The 20,619-nt window shown below is 43.4% G+C and carries 18 protein-coding genes; 15 read left to right on the top strand and 3 right to left on the bottom strand.

Annotated features, from left to right (window positions below; genetic code table 11):
- Positions 1-5 precede the first annotated feature (5 nt).
- The 6 genes from atpG (at position 6) to A4U55_RS04865 (ending at position 5,817) form a co-directional block, all read left to right on the top strand.
- Entirely contained in the window at positions 6-878 is an 873-nt protein-coding gene (gene atpG, locus A4U55_RS04890) for a F0F1 ATP synthase subunit gamma (RefSeq protein ID WP_003658971.1), read from the top strand.
- A 22-nt stretch (positions 879-900) separates the two neighbouring features.
- Entirely contained in the window at positions 901-1,236 is a 336-nt protein-coding gene (locus tag A4U55_RS04885) for a hypothetical protein (protein ID WP_003658973.1), read from the top strand.
- Between the two features lie 88 nt (positions 1,237-1,324).
- Complete coding sequence (gene atpD, locus A4U55_RS04880; RefSeq protein ID WP_003658974.1) at positions 1,325-2,746, top strand: F0F1 ATP synthase subunit beta; 1,422 nt, start codon at positions 1,325-1,327, stop codon at positions 2,744-2,746.
- Positions 2,747-2,821: 75 nt separating this feature from the next.
- Positions 2,822-3,241, top strand: coding sequence for a F0F1 ATP synthase subunit epsilon (locus tag A4U55_RS04875; protein ID WP_003658976.1), 420 nt, complete (start codon positions 2,822-2,824; stop codon positions 3,239-3,241).
- 78 nt (positions 3,242-3,319) lie between these two features.
- The gene (locus A4U55_RS04870) at positions 3,320-4,033 is read left to right on the top strand and encodes a response regulator (RefSeq protein WP_003658977.1); all 714 of its coding nucleotides are present in this window, start codon (positions 3,320-3,322) and stop codon (positions 4,031-4,033) included.
- 80 nt (positions 4,034-4,113) lie between these two features.
- A complete protein-coding gene (locus A4U55_RS04865; RefSeq protein WP_013107726.1) occupies positions 4,114-5,817 on the top strand; it encodes an ATP-binding protein in 1,704 nt (567 codons plus the stop codon).
- Here A4U55_RS04865 and A4U55_RS04860 read toward each other — a convergent pair.
- Positions 5,804-7,234 carry an ATP-binding protein gene (locus A4U55_RS04860; protein ID WP_003660872.1) on the bottom strand — a complete coding sequence of 477 codons (1,431 nt, stop codon included), beginning with the start codon at positions 7,232-7,234 and terminating at the stop codon, positions 5,804-5,806. The two genes, A4U55_RS04865 and A4U55_RS04860, sit on opposite strands and share 14 nt — an antisense overlap.
- Positions 7,235-7,466: 232 nt before the next feature.
- On the opposite strand from A4U55_RS04860, the gene rpsP reads away from it, so the two are divergent.
- From rpsP to rplS, 4 genes are all read left to right on the top strand, one after another.
- Entirely contained in the window at positions 7,467-7,715 is a 249-nt protein-coding gene (rpsP, locus tag A4U55_RS04855) for a 30S ribosomal protein S16 (RefSeq protein WP_003658982.1), read from the top strand.
- Positions 7,716-7,861: 146 nt separating this feature from the next.
- On the top strand, positions 7,862-8,419 hold the full coding sequence (gene rimM, locus A4U55_RS04850) for a ribosome maturation factor RimM (protein ID WP_003658984.1): 558 nt from the start codon (positions 7,862-7,864) through the stop codon (positions 8,417-8,419).
- Positions 8,420-8,452: 33 nt separating this feature from the next.
- Entirely contained in the window at positions 8,453-9,205 is a 753-nt protein-coding gene (gene trmD / locus A4U55_RS04845; RefSeq protein WP_003660868.1) for a tRNA (guanosine(37)-N1)-methyltransferase TrmD, read from the top strand.
- Between the two features lie 146 nt (positions 9,206-9,351).
- Positions 9,352-9,723, top strand: coding sequence for a 50S ribosomal protein L19 (gene rplS / locus A4U55_RS04840; protein ID WP_003658988.1), 372 nt, complete (start codon positions 9,352-9,354; stop codon positions 9,721-9,723).
- A 165-nt stretch (positions 9,724-9,888) separates the two neighbouring features.
- Here the strand turns inward: rplS and A4U55_RS04835 are convergent, their stop codons facing one another.
- Positions 9,889-10,341, bottom strand: a complete 453-nt coding sequence (locus tag A4U55_RS04835) for a pilin (RefSeq protein WP_003660866.1) — start codon at positions 10,339-10,341, stop codon at positions 9,889-9,891.
- 398 nt (positions 10,342-10,739) lie between these two features.
- Here A4U55_RS04835 and A4U55_RS04830 point away from each other — a divergent pair, with 398 nt between their 5' ends.
- From A4U55_RS04830 to hutI, 5 genes are all read left to right on the top strand, one after another.
- A complete protein-coding gene (locus tag A4U55_RS04830) occupies positions 10,740-13,364 on the top strand; it encodes a bifunctional aconitate hydratase 2/2-methylisocitrate dehydratase (RefSeq protein ID WP_003660864.1) in 2,625 nt (874 codons plus the stop codon).
- A gap of 159 nt (positions 13,365-13,523) precedes the next feature.
- Positions 13,524-15,239, top strand: coding sequence for a urocanate hydratase (hutU, locus tag A4U55_RS04825; protein ID WP_003665283.1), 1,716 nt, complete (start codon positions 13,524-13,526; stop codon positions 15,237-15,239).
- Positions 15,240-15,336: 97 nt separating this feature from the next.
- Positions 15,337-16,890 (top strand): histidine ammonia-lyase, encoded by a 1,554-nt coding sequence (gene hutH, locus A4U55_RS04820; protein WP_003660862.1) that lies wholly within the window; start codon positions 15,337-15,339, stop codon positions 16,888-16,890.
- 110 nt (positions 16,891-17,000) lie between these two features.
- Positions 17,001-18,074, top strand: coding sequence for a formimidoylglutamase (gene hutG / locus A4U55_RS04815; RefSeq protein ID WP_063454073.1), 1,074 nt, complete (start codon positions 17,001-17,003; stop codon positions 18,072-18,074).
- A gap of 116 nt (positions 18,075-18,190) precedes the next feature.
- Positions 18,191-19,471 carry an imidazolonepropionase gene (gene hutI / locus A4U55_RS04810; RefSeq protein WP_063454072.1) on the top strand — a complete coding sequence of 427 codons (1,281 nt, stop codon included), beginning with the start codon at positions 18,191-18,193 and terminating at the stop codon, positions 19,469-19,471.
- A gap of 22 nt (positions 19,472-19,493) precedes the next feature.
- On the opposite strand, the gene A4U55_RS04805 is transcribed toward hutI, so the two are convergent.
- Complete coding sequence (locus A4U55_RS04805) at positions 19,494-20,411, bottom strand: DMT family transporter (protein WP_003659001.1); 918 nt, start codon at positions 20,409-20,411, stop codon at positions 19,494-19,496.
- Positions 20,412-20,619: the final 208 nt, after the last annotated feature.

Here is a 20,619-nt window from a genome sequence, read left to right as displayed (position 1 = left end):
TAATTATGGCAAGCTTAAAAGAAATTCGTGCTAAAGTAACCAGCATTAAAAGTACGCAAAAGATCACGCGTGCAATGCAGATGGTGGCTGCCAGTAAGATGCGTCGTGCCCAAGAGAGAATGGAATTGGGTCGTCCTTATTCAGATGGTATACGCCGTGTCATTTCACATTTGGTGCAAGCGCAATCAGATTATAAGCATCCCTATATGATTAACCGTCCGGTCAATCGTGTTGGTTTTGTGGTTGTAACTTCTGACCGTGGTTTGGCAGGTGGTTTGAACATCAATCTATTCAAAAACTTGTTAAAAACAGTCAAAAGCTATCAAGAGCAGTCAGTTGAAATTGAATTTGCAGTAATAGGTGCAAAAGGCGTGGGCTTTTTTAAGAACTTTGGCGGTAGAGTAACCTCAGCTGTCACTGATTATGGCGATAACCCTGCACTTGAGCAAATTAATACACCAGTTCAAACCATGCTTGATGATTATCTCAATGGAAAATTAGATCGCATTTACTTGGTGTATAACCAGTTTATCAATGCTATGGCTCAAAAACCCGTGGTTGAACAGATTGTACCATTGGCAGAGAGTGAGTTTGATGACACTGAGCTTCAGGCACACAGTTGGGATTATATTTATGAGCCAGACACCAAAACGCTCATTGATAGCCTACTATTGCGTTACATTGAATCTGTAGTCTACCAATCCGTTCGAGAGAATATTGCCTCTGAACAGTCAGCCCGTATGGTGGCGATGAAAGCAGCGACAGATAATGCTGGTAACTTAATTAAAGATTTACAATTGGTTTATAATAAGCTCAGACAGGCAGCGATTACACGAGAAATCTCGGAAATCGTTGGTGGTGCTGCCGCTGTTTCTTAGGGAATCATTTAAGGCGTTTAATATGTTAAATCATCATATTCGCCTGACTATTTCCGCTTTACTGACGGCACTTTTGGTAACAGGTTGTGTTTCTACTGGTAATGTTGCAATGAAAGAGCAAAACCAACAAACCATTGAGCAGACCATCATTAAGGGCAAGACCAATAAGCAAGAGATTTCTAGTAGATTTGGTTCTGCTGATAGCATCTCTTTTATGATAGTGGTAATAAAATTTGGACATACCGCCATACTCGCTCCAAACCGATGGCAAGAAATTTTATCCCTTATAATTTCTTTTCTTTGGGTGAAACCATACAGACCAAAGAACTTGTCATTTTATTTGACAGCAAAGGCATAGTTTCAAATTATACTTTTAGAGAAACCGCCAACCAATCCAAAGCTGGTTTGGCAGAATAAAAAACAAGATAAGCAAGCAGGAGAACGCAATGAGCGGTCGTATTGTACAGATTATTGGTGCGGTAATTGATGTTGAGTTTAGCCGTGGCGATGTCCCCCAAATCTTTGATGCACTTCATGTTGATGGTACTGAAACCACCCTTGAAGTCCAACAACAGTTAGGTGATGGTGTGGTGCGTACCATTGCCATGGGTTCTACCGAAGGCTTAAAGCGTGGCTTGCCTGTCTCTAATTCAGGTGCACCCATTTCGGTACCAGTCGGTCAAGCAACACTGGGTCGCATTATGGATGTCCTAGGTCGCCCAATCGATGAAGCAGGTCCGGTAAATGCTGAACAAAAATGGTCCATTCATCGTGAAGCACCAAGTTATGATGAACAGTCAAATAGTACAGAACTTTTAGAAACAGGCATCAAAGTGATTGATTTGCTTTGTCCATTTGCCAAAGGTGGTAAAGTCGGTCTGTTCGGTGGTGCTGGTGTTGGTAAGACCGTTAACATGATGGAGCTTATCAATAATATCGCCCTAAAACACTCAGGTCTGTCGGTTTTTGCTGGTGTGGGTGAGCGTACTCGTGAGGGTAATGACTTCTACCATGAAATGCAAGAAGCAGGCGTTGTTAATACCGAAGATTTTACTCAGTCAAAAGTTGCCATGGTTTATGGTCAGATGAATGAGCCACCAGGAAACCGTCTGCGTGTTGCCTTAACTGGTTTGACCATGGCAGAGTATTTCCGTGATGAAAAAGACGAAGCAACGGGCAAAGGCCGTGATGTTCTGCTGTTCGTTGATAATATTTATCGTTACACATTGGCAGGTACTGAGGTATCAGCACTTTTAGGTCGTATGCCATCTGCGGTAGGTTATCAACCGACTTTGGCCGAAGAGATGGGCTTGTTACAAGAGCGTATCACCTCCACCCAATCAGGCTCAATTACATCTGTGCAGGCGGTTTATGTGCCAGCAGATGACTTGACTGACCCATCACCTGCAACGACATTTGCACACTTAGATGCAACGGTTGTACTAAGCCGTGATATTGCATCACAAGGTATTTATCCTGCGGTTGACCCACTAGACTCAACATCTCGTCAGTTAGACCCACAGGTTATTGGTGAGGAGCATTACAGCGTAGCGCGTGGCGTGCAAGAGGTGCTACAACGCTACAAAGAGCTAAAAGACATCATTGCTATCTTGGGTATGGATGAATTGTCAGAAGAGGATAAACTGGTGGTTTATCGTGCTCGTAAAATCCAGCGTTTCTTGTCTCAGCCATTCCATGTGGCAGAAGTGTTCACAGGGGCACCTGGTAAATATGTGGCATTGCGTGATACCATCGCTGGCTTTAAAGCAATCATCAATGGTGAGTATGACGATCTACCAGAGCAAGCATTCTATATGGTTGGCGGTATTGACGAAGTTGTTGCTAAAGCTGAAAAATTAAAAGCATAAACTGACGCAGCCACAGTCAGGTAGGGATTTGGCTGTGGCATGATCTAACGACTGCTGGTCTATTGGGAGAATGATATGGCAACTTTTAAGTGCCGAGTGGTAAGTGCTAGAGAAGAGATATATGTCGGTGATATTAGTATGTTGATTGCAAATGGTCACTCTGGCGAAATTGGCATTCTGGCGGGTCATACACCATTGATTACTTTGCTAAAACCAGGTCCTATGCGTATGAAATCTGCCGATGGATCAAGCGAAGAGGTGGTTTATGTGTCAGGTGGCGTACTCGAGGTACAGCCTCATGTTGTGACAGTTTTGGCTGATTCTGCCGAACGAGCATATGATTTGGATGAAGCAAAAATTGCCGAAGCTCGTCGCAATGCTGAGCAGGCTTTGGCAAATCAAAGTGCCAATATTGACACAACTGCTGCTCTAACCGCATTGGCAGAATCATTAGCACAGTTACAAACCATTCAAAAATACAAAAATCGTGCTTAAGATGATTGACATGATTAAATCATGATAAAATAAAATCAGTTTAGGTTATTGTGGCGATCACATCACTTTAGGATAATTATGACTACTGAAAAAGAAAACATGCCTAGAATCTTAATCGTCGAAGATGATGAAAGATTGGCAATGCTGACACAAGATTATTTACGAAAAAATGGGCTTGATGTGGCTATTGAGACTGATGGTGCTCGTGCCATTCGTCGCATTATCGGTGAGCAGCCTGATTTGGTTGTGCTTGATGTCATGCTGCCTGGAAGTGATGGTTTGGCGGTTTGTCGTGAAGTTCGTGCACATTATCAGCAGCCTATCTTGATGTTGACTGCACGAACAGATGATATGGATCAAGTATTAGGGCTTGAAATGGGGGCGGATGATTATGTGGCAAAACCCGTTCAGCCCCGTGTGCTATTAGCTCGCATTCGTGCTTTATTGCGTCGCTCTGATACTGTGCCATCTGATACCTCTCCACAACGCTTAGAGTTTGGTGATTTGGTCATTGATAATGGTGGTCGTTCGGTTACGCTTAATGACGAATTGGTAGACTTTACCAGCGCTGAATATGATTTGTTGTGGTTGCTGGCATCAAATGCAGGTCGAATTTTATCTCGTGAAGATATTTTTGAAAGACTCCGTGGTATTGAATATGATGGTCAAGACCGTTCCATTGATGTGCGTATTTCTCGCATTCGCCCCAAAATTGGCGATGACTCAGAAAACCCAAAACGCATCAAAACTGTACGCAGTAAAGGCTATCTATTTGTTAAAGAAGGCAATTAATTCACGGCATTTTGTTTCGACAAAGTGATGCGTGTGAAGCCAGCTATTGCTGGCTTTCATTTTATCAGGCGCTGTTTGATATGACTTTGGTTAGTTTTACAGAAAGAAGTATCTTTTTTAGAATTTATGCAGGACTTTTGCTTGTCTGCTTATCTGTTGCTTTTTTTGCGTATCTATTGGTAGATACCATTAACCAAGAACGGGCTCAGTCTTATCGAGAAACAGTGGCAACGGGCGTTTTTTATTTGATTGGTCAAGGTGCCATTCATCAAGAAACCAACGCCCAAAAAAATTATTGGTTAAATGATATCAGTGCGTTATTTGGGAGTAATTTTGAAATTATTCCCATGGATGCTATCGAATTTAAAGCCAGAGAAATGCGTCGCATTGAAGAGGCAAAAACTGTTGTACGGTACGATCCTTACACCAATCAATCAACATTTTACCATCGTCTTGAGGGTACTGATGAGATTTTGACGGTCAAATTGGCTCAGGTTGGTGAGCGTCAAGTGCGTGCCATGACCATTTTTTTGTTAGATGATTTATCGTATTTTCATGGTTATGAGCAAAAACAGGCTCGCCTTGAATATTTGAGTGAAAAATTCAGTTATCCGATTTATCAACAGTCTATCAATAATTTGCATCTTGACCATGATCAAATTGCCAGACTAAAACGGGATGAATTGGTCATTTCTTATCAAGATGGGATTCGAGGTCAAAATTCTACCATGTCGTTCATTGTTGCCTCAGAGGTAGAAGATATGGTAATTGTAGTCGGTCCTGTGACTTTATTTAATTGGTTTCCGCTGAATCTTTTGGCAAGTGTTGCACTGATTTGTGTTTTATTGATTGCACTTGGCGTGTATGCTTTGATTTTTCCTTTAGAAAGGCGTCTTCAGTTGCTACAACTTGGTGTTAATCGTGTGGCTCAGGGTAATCTTGATACCAAAGTTCAAGTAGTGGGACAAGATGACATTGCCAGATTGTCAATGACATTTAATGCCATGACAGAACACATCAAACGCTTGATTGAATCACAAAGAGAGCTTACTCGAGCGGTATCACACGAACTGCGAACACCTGTTGCACGCATTCGCTTTGCGGTCGATATGCTTGCTGATACAGACGATGAAGACTCTCGGCAGCTGCAAAGACAGTTTATTGATGAAGATATTGAGTCGCTCAATGAATTGATTGATGAGATTTTGACTTACGCAAAGCTTGAGGAGGGTTCTCCGAAGCTTGATTGGGAGATGGTGAATTTGTGTGACCTGACCGAGCAAATTGAGCGTGAAACCAATGCATTAGGCAAGCCCATTCAACTGATTTGTAAATTACCACCTGCTAAAGCTGTGGCGATGGCAGATAGGCGGTATCTACACCGTGTGGTTCAAAATTTGGTTGGTAATGCACTGCGTTATGCACAATCAACCATCATGCTAAGTGCTGGCGTTGTTAAGGGTGAGGCGTTTATCAGTGTTGAAGATGATGGGCATGGTATTTCTGAGGAAAATCGTGAAAAAGTTTTTATCCCATTTGCCAGATTAGATGATAGCAGAACTCGGGCGTCGGGTGGTTATGGTTTGGGGTTGTCTATTGTTAGTCGAATTGCATTTTGGTTTAATGCCAAGCTATCGGTAGATGAAAGCCCAACGCTGCATGGTGCAAGGTTCATTATGAAATGGCCTGCAAAGCAAGTGGGCGTTGTGGTTGCAGCCGATGAGTTGACTCAAGACAGAGTTGAAAAAACCATCCATCAAAAAGGCAGTATTAAGCCAGATTAGCTGGCGTAGTGTCAAAATCATCATTTGGCGTATCATTAATCTGGGTCATTAACGGGATTTTGATACAAACTTGTAGCCCGCCATTGGGATGATTGATGGCCTCAACGACACCTTGATGCAGATGAGCAATGCGACTGACGATGGCAAGACCCAGTCCGCTGCCTTGTGTGGTACGAGCAGACTCACCACGCTCAAACGGCTGCATAATTCGCTCCAATTGGTCTTCAGCAACGCCTTCACCTTCATCTTTGACGCATAAAACCAGTGTTGGGTAGTGATCAAAGATATGATCATTTTGTGTGTTCTGAGCTGGGGGTATGATTTTTGCGATCAAATGTATTGGCTGCTCTCCATAGCGAATGGCGTTATTGACCAAATTGACAATTAACCGCTTTATTGATAAAGTTCGGACAGGCACAGGTTGAGTAATGGTTGAGTTGTAAATAAACTGAATACCATCAAACTGAACCAAAATTTCTTTAAATATTGCATCCAAATTGGTTGGTTTAACAGGCTCATCAGAACCATCTTTCATAAAAGAGATGAATTGTTCTAAAATGGCATCCATATCTTCAATGTCATAGACCAAACCCTCACGGAAAAATTCATCAGGCAGCATCTCGGCAGTCAGCCGCATACGAGTTAAAGGTGTTCGCAAATCATGACTGATACCTGCAAGCATAATAGTGCGTTCTTTTTGGGCTTGATTGAGGGTTGTAAAGAGCCGATTAAATGCTGTATTGGCTTTGCGAATTTCATTGGGCCCTGTTTGGGTGGGTAGGGTGGTTGCGTGACCATGAAGGATATAATTGTTTGCAGCACGCTCTAATTTTTTTAAAGGACGGTTTAGTCCTCGTACCAAAACTAAAATAGTCATAATGGTCAGTAGTGGCAAGCCAAATAAAAATCCGTAAATAACGCCTGTGCTGTACTGTGAATAATACATCATCGGCTCACGAATCCAGATATCAGGATGAGCGCTGTCATGAATCCAAAGTTTGGGGGTGGGTTTGAATTTAAAATACACTTCCACCTCACGACCAAGTGATTGCGATATTTCTTCTGCCATAATTTGGGTAAGATAAACAACTACAGGTTTATCGGTGATGCTTGGAAAATCTTGGGGATTGGTGATGATTTCAATGTGCGTATTGTCTGTTAGCCATTGCATAAATTCAGGATTATCATGCCATTTATCACCCACTGAGGTTAATAGTTTAATTTCCGTGGATAAATAACTGGCATGGTTTCTAAGCTCAGGCAAATAAAGGCTTCTCCAAAATAATGATATGGATAATGCAACACTAACAAAGACAATAAAGCATACCATGAGCAATGTTTGTAGCGTATTCGAATACAGTTTATAATTAAGTTTTGCTAAAAAAATTCGAAATTTTTTATTCGTGTTTTTATTCATGACCAGCTGCCTATGATTTGCCCAAGCGTATTTTAACACAGCTTGAACCGAGCTTTTTAAGCAAATTTTGATAAAAATTCATTTTTTGCTTTTAACTTGAGTAATTTCTTGTTATAATTAGTCTTTTAGTGGTTCAGGTTCGAACGGCTCATCCTCATTAATATCGAATCTGTACCATGCTCTAATTCTTGCAAATGATTTTTAGATTTTTATTTTATAAAAGAGAGTTATCATGGTAGTTATTCGTCTAGCTCGTGGCGGTTCAAAAAAGCGTCCATTTTATCAAGTTGTTGTTGCTGATAAGCGCGCATCTCGTGATGGTCGTTTTATCGAGAAAATCGGCTTTTTTAACCCAATGGCACGAGGTCAAGAAGTTGAAACCCGCATTGATTTAGAAGCTTATAATGCTTGGATTGCCAAAGGTGCACAGCCAACAGAGCGTGTTGCTTCTTTAGTCAAAGCTTTGAATAAAGCTGCTTAATCATTCTTATTAAGTACGGTTTGCGTTCAAATTGAGCGTAAACCGTTTTGTGCTATTTGATTTACTATTATATTGATGTATCAAAGATCCCATTTTTGGGTATTTTTAGATCATCAACCGATATTTAAGTACTTATTAACTTGTATATGACCAAGCCAAACCTTTGTAAAACAAATCTGGTACCTGATGCTTCTGAGATGATTAAGATTGCTACCTTAAAAAAACCTTACGGCATCAAAGGTTGGCTCTGGGTTTTTAGCCAGACCGACGAAAGAGCCAGCATTTTTCAGATGCAACCTTGGTGGATGAAAACGGCAACAGGGTTTAAGCCATTAACTGTTAAAGATTGGCGTATCCAAGGTCAGGGTTTGGTTGCTTGCTTTAATGAAGTGCCTGATCGCAATGTTGCTGAAACGATGAACGGTACGAGTATTTGGGTTTGTAAAGACCATTTACCTAAGCTTGCTGATGATGAATATTATTGGTCAGATTTGATCGGTTTGACTGTGATGAATGAGCAAGCAGAAAATCTTGGGGTTATCAAAGAGATGTTTGAGACAGGCGCTCATGAGATTATCTCGCTTAAGCCAACAGCACAGAGCATTGATAATGAACCTCGTTTGATCCCATGGCATAGCGATGTGGTGCTTTCGGTTGATTTGAGTGCTGGGACGATGCTTGTAGCTTGGCAGTCTGATTATTAGTCATCATTCGTAATTTGGTTTAGGGTAATTTGAGTGTTTTTTGCGGTCATTAGCATTTTGCCAGAGATGTTTAGTGCTATTAAAGAATATGGCATCGTGGGCCGTGCGGTTAAAAATGGTCAAGTCAATATCCAAGTCATCAACCCAAGAAATTTTACGACAGATAATTATAAACGCATAGATGAGCGTCCTTTTGGTGGCGGTCCTGGCATGGTGATGATGGCAGAACCGCTTGAAAAGGCAATTTTATATGCCAAAAAATTAGCTGGCAGGGCAGGTTGTGATATCCAAAATGGCAGATGCCCTGTGGTATATCTATCACCACAAGGCAAAACTTTAAGCGAGCCTTTGGTTGCCACCATGCCAAATCTTGATGGCATGATACTACTGTGTGGTCGATATGAAGGCATTGATGAGCGATTGATTACTTGCTATGTTGACCAAGAGATATCTATTGGAGATTATGTTCTGACAGGTGGTGAATTGCCTGCGATGGTATTGATGGATAGCGTCATTCGGCGATTGCCCCAGATTATGGGCGACGATCTGTCTGCCGAGCAAGATTCGTTTGTTGATGGCCTTTTGGATTATCCGCACTATACCAAACCGCTTGATTTTCATGGTCAAACTGTACCGTCAGTTTTACTTTCAGGACATCATGCCAATATTAATAAATGGCGTTTTTTAGAGCAAGTCAAACGCACCAAAGCCCGCCGCCCAGAGCTTTGGCAAAATTTTATACCAAATAAACAGCAAGCCAAGTGGCTAAAAGACTTGGAAGATTGATTTAAATTCATTAAAATCTGTATGGTTCAGATGTAGCGTGCGTGATGCCGCTTTATTAACGATGGTATGCGACTTTTTAACCATTGCCTAACTTTGTGTTTTGCAAGAAAGTTTTAGCCTCTGCCATGATTATCAGGAGAAATCTTGTGAGTAATAAACATCCTTTAGTTCAAGTTGTTGAAAATGCACAACTAAAAGACCATCCATCATTTGCACCAGGTGATACGGTTGTTGTTCAAGTTAAAGTTCGTGAAGGTGACCGTGAGCGTCAACAGGCCTTTGAAGGCGTGGTTATCGCTAAGCGTAACCGTGGACTAAACTCAGCATTCACTGTTCGTAAAATCTCAAGCGGTGTTGGCGTTGAGCGTGCATTCCAATTACATTCACCATTGATTGCCAGTATTGAAGTGAAGCGTCGTGGTGATGTTCGTCGTGCCAAACTTTACTATTTGCGTGAGCGTTCAGGTAAATCTGCACGTATTAAAGAAAAATTGGGTGTTCGCAAAACTGCAGAATAATTCTGCCATTTGCCCAACCCAAAAAAAATCCCCAAGTTATCGCCTTGGGGATTTTTTAGTGGATTTGCTTTATGTTTGGCTAAAAAAACCATAGAATTTTAAGACACATATCATTAAGTTAAGCTACTGGTAGATTATATATAGATAACCTAAATAAAGATAAGCTTAAGAAGATGATTGAGGTGAAGATGATTGAGGTGTTGCAGAGCTTGTGCATCCTTTTGGTGCAAGGTCTTTATCGACGGTGGTGGTACAATGCCAGCCGCCTGCTGCTGTGTGTGTCCAAGTGATACTTTGATTGTGCAAAGCATTGGCAGCAGTGTCACTAAAAGTCGCCTTAATCGTATTGGTGCCATTGGCCTGTTGTGCCAAACCAATATCCGTATTTTTTACCAAATCGCTTGAGATGACCGCATCACATTTGGTGCTGTCTGTAATGCCTTGGAGTAGACACATTTCAACAGCCGTACGCAGTTGGCTGGTTTCCATCATGACACGATTTACTTGGGCGGTAACGACGCGTTTTTGGTATTGAGGTATGGCAAACATCGCCAAAACGCCGATGATTAATATGACAATCATCAGCTCTATGAGAGTAAATCCTTGTTGTGCTTTCATACGATTATCCAAACAATTAAAATTCTCATTTTGCCATACCGTTTATAAATATACAATAAAAAATTATTAAAACAAGCGTTGTATTGTATCTTTAATCATCGTGCGAATATTAATCACATCAATTTAAAAGACAAACTTGGTAAATTTTTAATAGTTATTAGCCATTTAGATATATTTATTAATTTAATAGGATATTTTTTAAATAAATATTGAGTATCTTTGGATATTTTTTGTAATTATTGCAGTTTTGGGCTATTATTATCAGTGGAGAAGTAACGCTTGTTTGTATTCAAAACAGGTAAGGTTATCTTTAGGCACTTGTAAGTTTATCAATTATTCTTGATTTGCAAGCACCGATTAAGATTATTTAGTTTAAAAGAGGATATGCTATGTCGCAAATGCTAACCGAATACAGAGCCCATGTCGCTGAGCGTGAAGCCTTAGGCGTGCCACCACAACCATTAACTGATGTCCAAACTGCCGATTTGATTGAACTCCTAAAAAACCCTCCACAAGGCGAAGAAGAGTACTTGATAGACTTACTTGAAAACCGTGTGCCAGCAGGGGTTGACCAAGCCGCTTATGTCAAAGCCGCCTTTTTAAATGCCATCGTCAAAGGCGAGACCAGCTCTCCACTTATCAATAAAGAGCGTGCGGTATATCTATTAGGCACTATGTTAGGCGGCTATAATGTTGCACCTTTGGTTGAACTGCTTGATGATGATGAACTGGGCGAATTGGCTGCCAAAGCACTCAAAAAAACCCTTTTGGTCTTTGATGCTTTTCATGATATAGAAGAAAAAGCCAAAGCGGGCAATGCCAATGCCAAAGCCGTGCTAGAATCTTGGGCAGAAGGCGAGTGGTTTACAAGTCGTCCCAAAGTGCCAGAAGAGATGACCATCACCGTATTTAAAGTCACTGGCGAGACCAACACAGATGACCTATCACCTGCCCAAGATGCGTGGAGTCGCCCTGACATTCCGCTACACGCCAACGCCATGCTAAAAAATGAGCGTGAGGGCATTCATCCAGAAAAAAATGGTGAGGTTGGTCCTTTGACCCAAATCCAAGAGCTGCTTGACAGAGGTCATCCTGTTGCCTATGTGGGCGATGTTGTTGGTACAGGTTCTAGCCGTAAATCAGCAACCAACTCTGTATTGTGGTTCTTTGGTGAAGAGATTCCCCACATTCCAAACAAAAAAGATGGCGGTGTGTGTTTGGGCGGTAAAATTGCCCCCATTTTCTTTAATACCATGGAAGATGCTGGGGCGTTGCCTGTTGAGATTGATGTAACCGAGATGAACATGGGTGATGAGATTACCCTAAAAATTGACCACGCAAATGCAACTGTTGCCGCCTTTAAAGATGGCACACAAATTGCCAAATCTAAACTAAAAACCCCTGTACTGCTAGATGAGGTGCGTGCTGGTGGTCGCATTAACCTTATCATCGGTCGCAACTTAACAAGCAAGGCTCGTGAATCCTTGGGTCTTGAACCATCCACTCTATTTCGCACCCCAGAGCAACCTGCCGATACTGGCAAAGGCTTTACCTTAGCCCAAAAAATGGTGGGTCGTGCCTGTGGTCTACCAGAGGGGCAAGGCATTCGTCCAGATACCTACTGTGAACCGAAGATGACAACCGTAGGCTCACAAGACACCACAGGCCCGATGACCCGTGATGAGCTCAAAGATTTGGCATGTCTGGGCTTCTCATCTGACCTTGTCATGCAGTCGTTTTGTCATACCGCCGCTTATCCAAAGCCGATTGATGTGGTAACGCATCACACCCTACCTGATTTTATCATGAACCGTGGCGGTGTCAGCTTACGCCCAGGCGATGGGGTGATTCACTCATGGCTAAACCGCATGTTGTTGCCTGACACCGTTGGTACCGGTGGCGACAGTCATACTCGCTTTCCTATTGGCATCTCATTTCCAGCAGGTTCAGGCCTTGTGGCATTCGCTGCTGCCACTGGTGTGATGCCACTTGACATGCCTGAATCTGTACTGGTCAAATTCAAAGGCAAAATGCAACCTGGCATTACTTTGCGTGATTTGGTTCATGCCATTCCTTACTATGCCATCCAAGCGGGTGATTTGACGGTTGAGAAAAAGGGCAAGAAAAATATCTTTTCTGGTCGCATCTTAGAGATTGATTTGACTGAGATGGAAAACGACTTGACCGTTGAACAAGCGTTTGAGTTATCCGACGCTTCTGCTGAACGCTCTGCCGCAGGCTGTGCCATCACGGTATCAGAAGAAAAAGTGGCAGAATACTTACGCTCTAACATCGTCATGCTAAAATGGATGATTGCCGAAGGTTATGGCGATGCTCGTACACTGGCTCGCCGTGCTGAAAATATGCAAAAATGGCTTGACAACCCAAGCCTACTAAAAGCAGATGCTGATGCTGAGTACGCCAAAGTATATGAGATTGACCTTGCTGACATCAAAGAGCCAATCCTATGCTGTCCAAATGACCCTGATGATGCCAAACTGCTCTCAGAGGTTGCAGGCGATAAGATTGATGAGGTATTCATCGGTTCGTGCATGACCAACATTGGGCATTTTCGTGCCGCAGGTAAGCTGTTGCAAGAAGTACCAGCGGGCAGCCTAACCACTCGCTTGTGGATTGCACCACCCACTAAAATGGATGAACGCCAACTGATGGATGAGGGTTATTACAACACTTATGCCCAGGCAGGAGCAAGAACCGAAATGCCCGGCTGTTCACTGTGCATGGGCAACCAAGCACGCATCGCACCCAACTGTACCGCCGTTTCAACATCCACCCGTAATTTCCCAAATCGCTTAGGTCAAGGGGCAAATGTCTATCTGGCATCTGCTGAACTTGCCTCTGTGGCATCTGTACTGGGCAGACTGCCAACTGTTGAAGAGTATATGGGGTATGCAGGTAAACTAGAATCCATGGAGGCGGAAGTTTATAACTACCTAAACTTTGACCAAATGGGTGAATATACTGGCAGAGCTGATAGAATTGATGTTGCACAGCTGAACTAAGATATCATCTTTATTCAAAATACCGTTATCTGATGATGACGGTATTTTTTGTTTAAGATTGAAAAATCATTTGTACAGATAATTATTTTTTGCTATTATTAGTATATACAATTTATTACGATATTTACTAATTTAAATTTTAGCAAAAAGGACATTTTTATGAACCAATTTACTCGCACTGACACAAGCCGTGTCATCAAAGCCCCAACAGGCACAGCATTGACCTGTAAAAGCTGGCTTAGCGAAGCCCCTTACCGCATGATACAAAATAACCTACACCCTGATGTCGCCGAAAACCCCCAAAGTCTTGTGGTCTATGGCGGAATTGGGCGGGCGGCACGCAACTGGGAATGTTATGACCAAATTTTGGCAAGTCTAAAACAGCTAGAAGATGACCAAACACTGCTTATCCAATCAGGCAAACCCGTTGGCGTGTTCAACACTCACGAAAATGCCCCCAGAGTGTTAATTGCCAACTCCAACCTTGTGCCACGCTGGGCAACTTGGGAGCATTTTAACGAGCTTGACCGCAAAGATTTGTTCATGTATGGGCAGATGACCGCAGGCAGCTGGATTTACATTGGCACACAAGGCATTGTGCAGGGTACTTATGAGACCTTTGCCGAAGCAGGGCGGCAGCACTTTGGCACAAAAAAAGGCGACAAAAGCACCGATAACTGGAAAGGGCGTTGGATTTTGACCGCAGGGCTTGGTGGCATGGGTGGGGCTCAGCCACTGGCAGCGACTTTTGCAGGGGCGACATCGCTTAACATTGAATGCCAACAGTCAAGCATTGATTTTCGTTTGCGTACAGGCTATGTGGATAAGCAGGCAAACGACTTAGACCACGCTTATGAACTTATCAAAGAACACACCAGTAAAGGTGAGGCGGTATCCATCGCTCTTTTGGGCAATGCCGCTCAAATTTTGCCACAGATTGTTCAGCGTGCCAAAAATGGCGACATCAAGCCTGATTTTGTTACCGACCAAACATCAGCCCATGACTTAATTCATGGTTACCTGCCCATTGGCTGGACGGTAGATGATTGGAGGGCTGCCCAACAAGACCCAAGCCAACATGCCAAATTGACCCAAGAGGCTGCCAAATCGTGTGCCATTCATGTGCAAGCCATGCTTGATTTGCAAAAGATGGGCGTGCCTGCCACCGATTATGGCAATAATATCCGTCAAGTTGCCTTTGACGCTGGGGTGAAAAATGCCTTTGATTTTCCAGGCTTTGTGCCTGCTTATATTCGTCCGCTATTTTGTCAAGGCAAGGGCCCGTTTCGTTGGGTGGCACTTTCTGGCGACCCTGAGGACATTTATAAAACCGACCAAAAAATCAAAGAGCTGTTCCCAGAGAACACACATGTACATAATTGGCTGGACATGGCAAAAGACCGCATTCACTTTCAAGGTCTGCCTGCCCGCATTTGCTGGCTGGGTTTGGGTGAGCGAGACAAGGCAGGTCTGGCATTTAATGAGATGGTGAAAAATGGCGAACTAAAAGGCCCGATTGTCATCGGACGAGACCACCTAGACACAGGGTCGGTTGCCAGCCCCAACCGAGAAAGTGAATCCATGAAAGATGGCACCGATGCGGTGTCCGACTGGGCATTATTAAATGGCATGCTCAATGTGGCAGGCGGGGCAACCTGGGTAAGCCTGCACCATGGCGGTGGTGTGGGCATGGGTTATAGCCAGCATTCTGGCATGGTGATTGTCGCCGATGGCACAGAAGCGGCCGCCAAACGCCTTGCCAATGTGCTGGTCAATGACTGTGGCAGTGGCGTCATGCGTCATGCTGATGCAGGCTATGAATTGGCGATTGAAACTGCCAAAAACTATGGCTTAAATCTGCCGATGGTGAAATAAGTTGTCAATGATGGTTTTAAAAAATGTTCAGTTGTCGCCAATAAACCCAAATCAACAAACTTAATAAACTTAAAACAAATTATTGTTTGGAGAAACCATGAATTCGCTCATATTAACCCCACGAAACCTCACCTTTGCCCAGCTTCGCCAAGTGTACGATGGCCCTGTCAAAATCAGCCTTGACCCAACAGCGTATGAAGCGATTGACGCATCTCGTCAAGCGGTGCAAGCCATCATTGCCAAAGATAAGCCCGCCTATGGCATTAACACTGGCTTTGGCCTGCTTGCCAAAAAACGCATCAGTGATGATGAGCTTGAGCTGCTTCAACGCAATTTGATTTTATCGCATTCGGTTGGCACAGGCGACAGATTGCCTGATGAGGTGGTACGACTGATTATGGTGATGAAAGTATCAAGCTTGGCTCAAGGCGTGTCAGGCGTTCGCCGTGAAGTGGTGGACAGCCTTTTGGGCTTAATCAATCACAACATCATTCCCCACATTCCTGCCAAAGGCTCGGTTGGGGCATCAGGGGATTTGGCGCCTTTATCACACATGACGCTTGCCATGTTGGGATTTGGCGATGTGTCTGTGAATGGCGAAAACATGTCAGCAAAAAAGGCCCTTGATGACGCAGGGTTAACTCCGATTGTGTTGGCGGCCAAAGAAGGATTGGCACTGATTAACGGCACGCAAACATCGACCGCCTTGGCTTTGCGTGGCTATTTTATGGCACAAGATTTGCTGGCGGCCGCCACGGTGGTTGGCAGCATGTCCATTGACGCTGCCAAAGGTTCAGATGCCCCATTTGACGCTCGCATTCATGACGCTCGTGGGCATCATGGTCAGGCACAAATCGCCAGTGCTCATCGCCAGTTAATCGCTGACAGCCAAATCCGTGCATCACACAAAGAAGATGATGAAAGAGTACAAGACCCTTATTGTTTGCGTTGTCAGCCACAAGTGATGGGGGCGTGTTTGGATGTGATTAACCAAGCGGGCAAAACTTTGTTGATTGAAGCCAATGCCGTTACTGATAACCCCTTGATTTTTAATGACAATGATGGCCCTGTGGCAATCTCAGGCGGTAACTTTCATGCCGAACCTGTGGCATTTGCTGCTGACATGTTGGCACTTGCCATCAGTGAGATTGGTTCAATGAGTGAACGGCGTATCGCTTTGCTCATTGATGCCACTTTATCGGGCTTGCCTGCCTTTTTGGTCAAAAATCCAGGGGTGAACTCAGGATTTATGATAGCCCATGTGACCGCCGCCGCTTTGGCCTCTGAAAATAAATCACACGCTCACCCAGCATCTGTCGACAGCATTCCAACCTCTGCCAACCAAGAAGACCATGTGTCAATGGCGACTTATGCAGGCAGGCGTTTATATGACATGGCTTGTAATACCGCCACCATTGTGGGCATTGAGCTTTTGGCAGCGGCTCAAGGCGTGGATTTTCATCTGGAAGAGGGTTTACACACATCGCCAAAACTTGCCAGTGTTCATCAAACATTACGCCAAAGCGTCGCCCATTATGACAAAGACCGCTACTTTGCCCCAGACATCGAAAACGCCAAACAGCTGGTGATTGATGGCAAGCTGATTGACAGCTGGCGGGAGTTGCGTACGGATTGGTTTTTGGCAAAATAGCATCAATGTGTGTCTGTCATGTTGTCATGTCTGTGTTTTTTCATAAAGGGAAATGATTCAATGTCCTTTTATGAAAGAACCATTCAAGCTTTATAGGTTAGGAAATCATTATGACACCCCCCAATGTTTATCATCAAGCCCCTGATTTTAAGGCATACACAGGCAGGGCAGAACCTTTTGAAAATGACAAAGCTTGCTATTGGTATCAGTACATTCAAGCGTTTGATGATGCTCTTAATCGAAAAAACAATCAAAAAAACCAGCCAAAAATTGCCCTAATTGGATTTGCTTGCGACCAAGGGGTGAACCGCAACCAAGGACGCATTGGGGCTAAGCATGCCCCTGATGCCATTAAAAGCAGTTTTGCCAAATTACCAATTTCATATCAAACACAACAAGCCTTTCAATCAATGGCGGGCATCGTGACCGATGCAGGCAATGTTGTCTGTGATGATGATGACACAATTTGCCCCAATTTGTTAGAAATTGCTCAACAAGATTATGCTGATAAAATCAGCACGGTGCTAAACGCCAATGCCTTGCCGATTGGTTTGGGCGGTGGGCATGAAATCGCTTGGGGGTCGTTTTTAGGCTTGTGGCAACACATGGCAGTCGCCCCCACGCCTTTGGCAAACATTGGCATCATCAATTTAGATGCCCATTTTGATTTGCGTCAAGACCAATACGCCACTTCTGGCACACCGTTTCGCCAAATTGCTGAGCATTTGGACATAAAAGAGCAGCCATTTCATTATTTGTGCATAGGCATCAGTCAGTTTAGCAACACCGCCAGTTTATATGAGCAAGCCTTTGATTTGGGGGTGAGTGTGATTGGTGATGATGATTGCCATCGCCTTGATTGGCAAGCGATTGAACAAAAAATTTTGGCGTTTATTGCGCCGCTAGATGTGATTTATTTGACCATTGATATGGACTGTTTGGCAGGTTCTGTCATGCCTGCGGTGAGTGCGGTGGCGGCTAAAGGCTTAAGCCTTGATTTTGTTGAGCGTTGTGTTTTGCTGATTATCAATACAGGCAAAGTTAAGGTGATTGACATGGCAGAAGTGTCACCAAAATATGACATTGATGGGCGTGGGTTAAAAGTTGCTGGTCGTTTATTGGCGGTGATGGTTGAAGCGGTTTTATCATCATCACCGTTCAAATCATTGCCATTGTCTAGATAAATCAGACCTAATTGCCAAATCAAGCACATTTCTAGCACAGTGTTTTAAATTGTTTTAAATCAAGCACAGTGTTAACACAATGTTAAATTTAACCATTTGTTATGTATGATAAAACCATGAAAAATACCATGATGAAAACACATTTTGACTTATTAATCACCCATGCCAATATCGCCACCATGAACAGCGATTTTGGCTTTCATCTTGATAATCAAAGTAATCAAAGCAATCAAACAACCAAGACGGCAACGCCCTATGGGCAACTGACCAATCATGCCATTGGCATCAATGATGGCAAAATTACATGGATAGGCCATCATGATGATGCATCGTCATTCACCGCTGATAGGTTGATTGACGCTCAAGGCAAATGGCTTACCCCAGCCTTGATTGATTGCCACACCCATTTGGTGTATGCAGGCAACCGCAGTGATGAGTTTGAAGCACGGCTAACAGGGGTAAGTTATGAACAAATCGCCAAAAATGGCGGTGGCATCATCTCAACCGTCAATGCCACACGCCAAGCCAGCTTTGATGAATTATACGCCCAAAGTGAAAAACGCCTAAAAGCATTGCTTGCTGAAGGGGTAAAAACCATTGAAATCAAATCAGGCTATGGGCTGGATTTGCAAAACGAACGCAAAATGTTGCAAGTTGCTCGCAAGCTTGGACAAGATTATGGCATCACGGTCAAAACCACCTATTTGGCAGCTCACGCCACACCGCCGGAGTATAAAGACGATGACGGCAATGCCCAAAACGATGCTTATATTGATAAAGTCTGTGAGTGGTTGCCAATTTTGCATCAAGAGGGTTTGGTCGATGCGGTAGATGCGTTTTGTGAAAACATCGCCTTTAACAAACAGCAGGTAAAAAAAGTCTTTGAGGTTGCTCAATCGTTGGGATTGCCTGTCAAATTACACGCCGAACAATTAAGCGATATGAGTGGTGGGGCGTTGGTGGCAAGTTTTGATGGTTTGTCTGCTGACCATATTGAATACCTAAGCGATGATAGCATTCAACGCATGGCACAATCAGGTACGGTGGGCGTGCTACTGCCAACGGCATTTTATGTGTTAAAAGAAACGCAATTACCTCCGATTGACAAAATGCGACAGCAAGGCGTATCTATGGCAATATCCACCGACTGCAACCCCGGAACATCGCCGTCTACTTCTATTTTGCTGGCGATGAACATGGCGTGTACCTTATTTCAGCTCACGCCAGAAGAGGTACTGGCAGGCACAACATTAAACGCCGCCAAAGCGTTGGGATTGCAAGACAGTAAAGGCAAAATTGCCATTGGTTATGATGCGGACATTGCCCTTTGGGACATTGAGCGTCCTGCGGATTTAAGTTATTTGATTGGGCAAAATAAGTGTGTTGATGTGATTTAGGTGGGTGGTCAGATTGATACGATTAACGCCCAATAAACCAACGCCAAGGCTGTAACGCACCGATTGCCATGCCAATTAAACCCATAACTAAGGTCGTATTTAGCATCTCGCCAAGTAGTGGTACTGCAATGATACTGGCAATAAAGGGTGCTAAGTTGGCGATACTACCTGCTTTGAAGATACCAATTTTTGCGACAGCTTCGGCATAAGTTAATGTGGCAATAATGACCACAAAGATACCATGAAAAATACCCTGAATTGCCAAATGCGTAGGTGTGGCGGTATGAAAAGCAGGCGTGATAAATATGGCATAAATCAGCGAATAGATGACTGCCGACCAAATCGCAACGCCGCACATGATATGCCATGCCGAAAAGCTCCACTTACGAAGCAATACCGAAAACAAGCCCCAGCATAAACCACTGGTAATAAACATCAAATCGCCACGCCCAAAATACCCATCGCCAATGATTATGCTGATGGTCATTAAAAGTAAAGTCATCACGATGATTGATAAGCCGATGCCTGTTTGTCGGTCGATGGGCGACCTTAGCATTATATAGCCAATAAGAGCGGCAAATAGCGGAAATGTACCATTTAAAAAAACCACGCCATGTGCCACAGGTGCATAAAAAAATCCGTTATAAACAAAGATACAATACCCAATACTGCCTACTAGAGCCAATATCAGCAGTTTAAAATCAAACAAAAATTGATAATCTTTTTTCCACCATAAAATGGGTAAAAGTACAGCAGCAGCGATACCAAATCGCAAAAGCAACACATCCCAAATCTGAATATGCCAATAGGCATTCATGCGAGCCATTAGCCCAAAAGCACCCCAAATGCACATGGTGATAAAGGTAAACAGATAGCCTTGTTGTTTATCAGATAAGCAATGAAATACAGCCATAACCAACCGCACAGACAAAAAGGTCATTGTATCATGTAAATCCCCGAACCTAAGCAATGAATGCCTAAAAATATGTTGGTGTGATGGTGAAATGGGTAAAATATTGTTACAAAAATGACCCATTGGTCAAAGTTGATATTTTTTGAGTGAAAATTTGCGTTCTATGGTTTACAAACCTGCGTGGAATGTGTATTGTATTGGGGAGTATGTTTTTATTTTATTTACCCAAAACTAT

It is taken from the genome of Moraxella catarrhalis, from assembly GCF_001632285.1.
Lineage (GTDB): Bacteria > Pseudomonadota > Gammaproteobacteria > Pseudomonadales > Moraxellaceae > Moraxella > Moraxella catarrhalis.
This window is presented reverse-complemented; position numbering and strand designations above follow the sequence as displayed.

Excerpts from the sequence above, each read along its gene's own strand:
- rimM (WP_003658984.1), top strand. The coding sequence starts at position 7,862 with ATGACCAAGCCAAACCTTTGTAAAACAAATCTGGTACCTGATGCTTCT.
- A4U55_RS04865 (WP_013107726.1), top strand. The coding sequence starts at position 4,114 with ATGACTTTGGTTAGTTTTACAGAAAGAAGTATCTTTTTTAGAATTTAT.
- hutI (WP_063454072.1), top strand. The coding sequence starts at position 18,191 with ATGAAAAATACCATGATGAAAACACATTTTGACTTATTAATCACCCAT.
- A4U55_RS04870 (WP_003658977.1), top strand. The coding sequence starts at position 3,320 with ATGACTACTGAAAAAGAAAACATGCCTAGAATCTTAATCGTCGAAGAT.
- hutG (WP_063454073.1), top strand. The coding sequence starts at position 17,001 with ATGACACCCCCCAATGTTTATCATCAAGCCCCTGATTTTAAGGCATAC.
- A4U55_RS04860 (WP_003660872.1), bottom strand. The coding sequence starts at position 7,234 with ATGAATAAAAACACGAATAAAAAATTTCGAATTTTTTTAGCAAAACTT.
- hutU (WP_003665283.1), top strand. The coding sequence starts at position 13,524 with ATGAACCAATTTACTCGCACTGACACAAGCCGTGTCATCAAAGCCCCA.
- atpG (WP_003658971.1), top strand. The coding sequence starts at position 6 with ATGGCAAGCTTAAAAGAAATTCGTGCTAAAGTAACCAGCATTAAAAGT.
- rpsP (WP_003658982.1), top strand. The coding sequence starts at position 7,467 with ATGGTAGTTATTCGTCTAGCTCGTGGCGGTTCAAAAAAGCGTCCATTT.
- A4U55_RS04830 (WP_003660864.1), top strand. The coding sequence starts at position 10,740 with ATGCTAACCGAATACAGAGCCCATGTCGCTGAGCGTGAAGCCTTAGGC.
- A4U55_RS04885 (WP_003658973.1), top strand. The coding sequence starts at position 901 with ATGTTAAATCATCATATTCGCCTGACTATTTCCGCTTTACTGACGGCA.
- A4U55_RS04875 (WP_003658976.1), top strand. The coding sequence starts at position 2,822 with ATGGCAACTTTTAAGTGCCGAGTGGTAAGTGCTAGAGAAGAGATATAT.
- A4U55_RS04835 (WP_003660866.1), bottom strand. The coding sequence starts at position 10,341 with ATGAAAGCACAACAAGGATTTACTCTCATAGAGCTGATGATTGTCATA.
- atpD (WP_003658974.1), top strand. The coding sequence starts at position 1,325 with ATGAGCGGTCGTATTGTACAGATTATTGGTGCGGTAATTGATGTTGAG.
- hutH (WP_003660862.1), top strand. The coding sequence starts at position 15,337 with ATGAATTCGCTCATATTAACCCCACGAAACCTCACCTTTGCCCAGCTT.
- A4U55_RS04805 (WP_003659001.1), bottom strand. The coding sequence starts at position 20,411 with ATGACCTTTTTGTCTGTGCGGTTGGTTATGGCTGTATTTCATTGCTTA.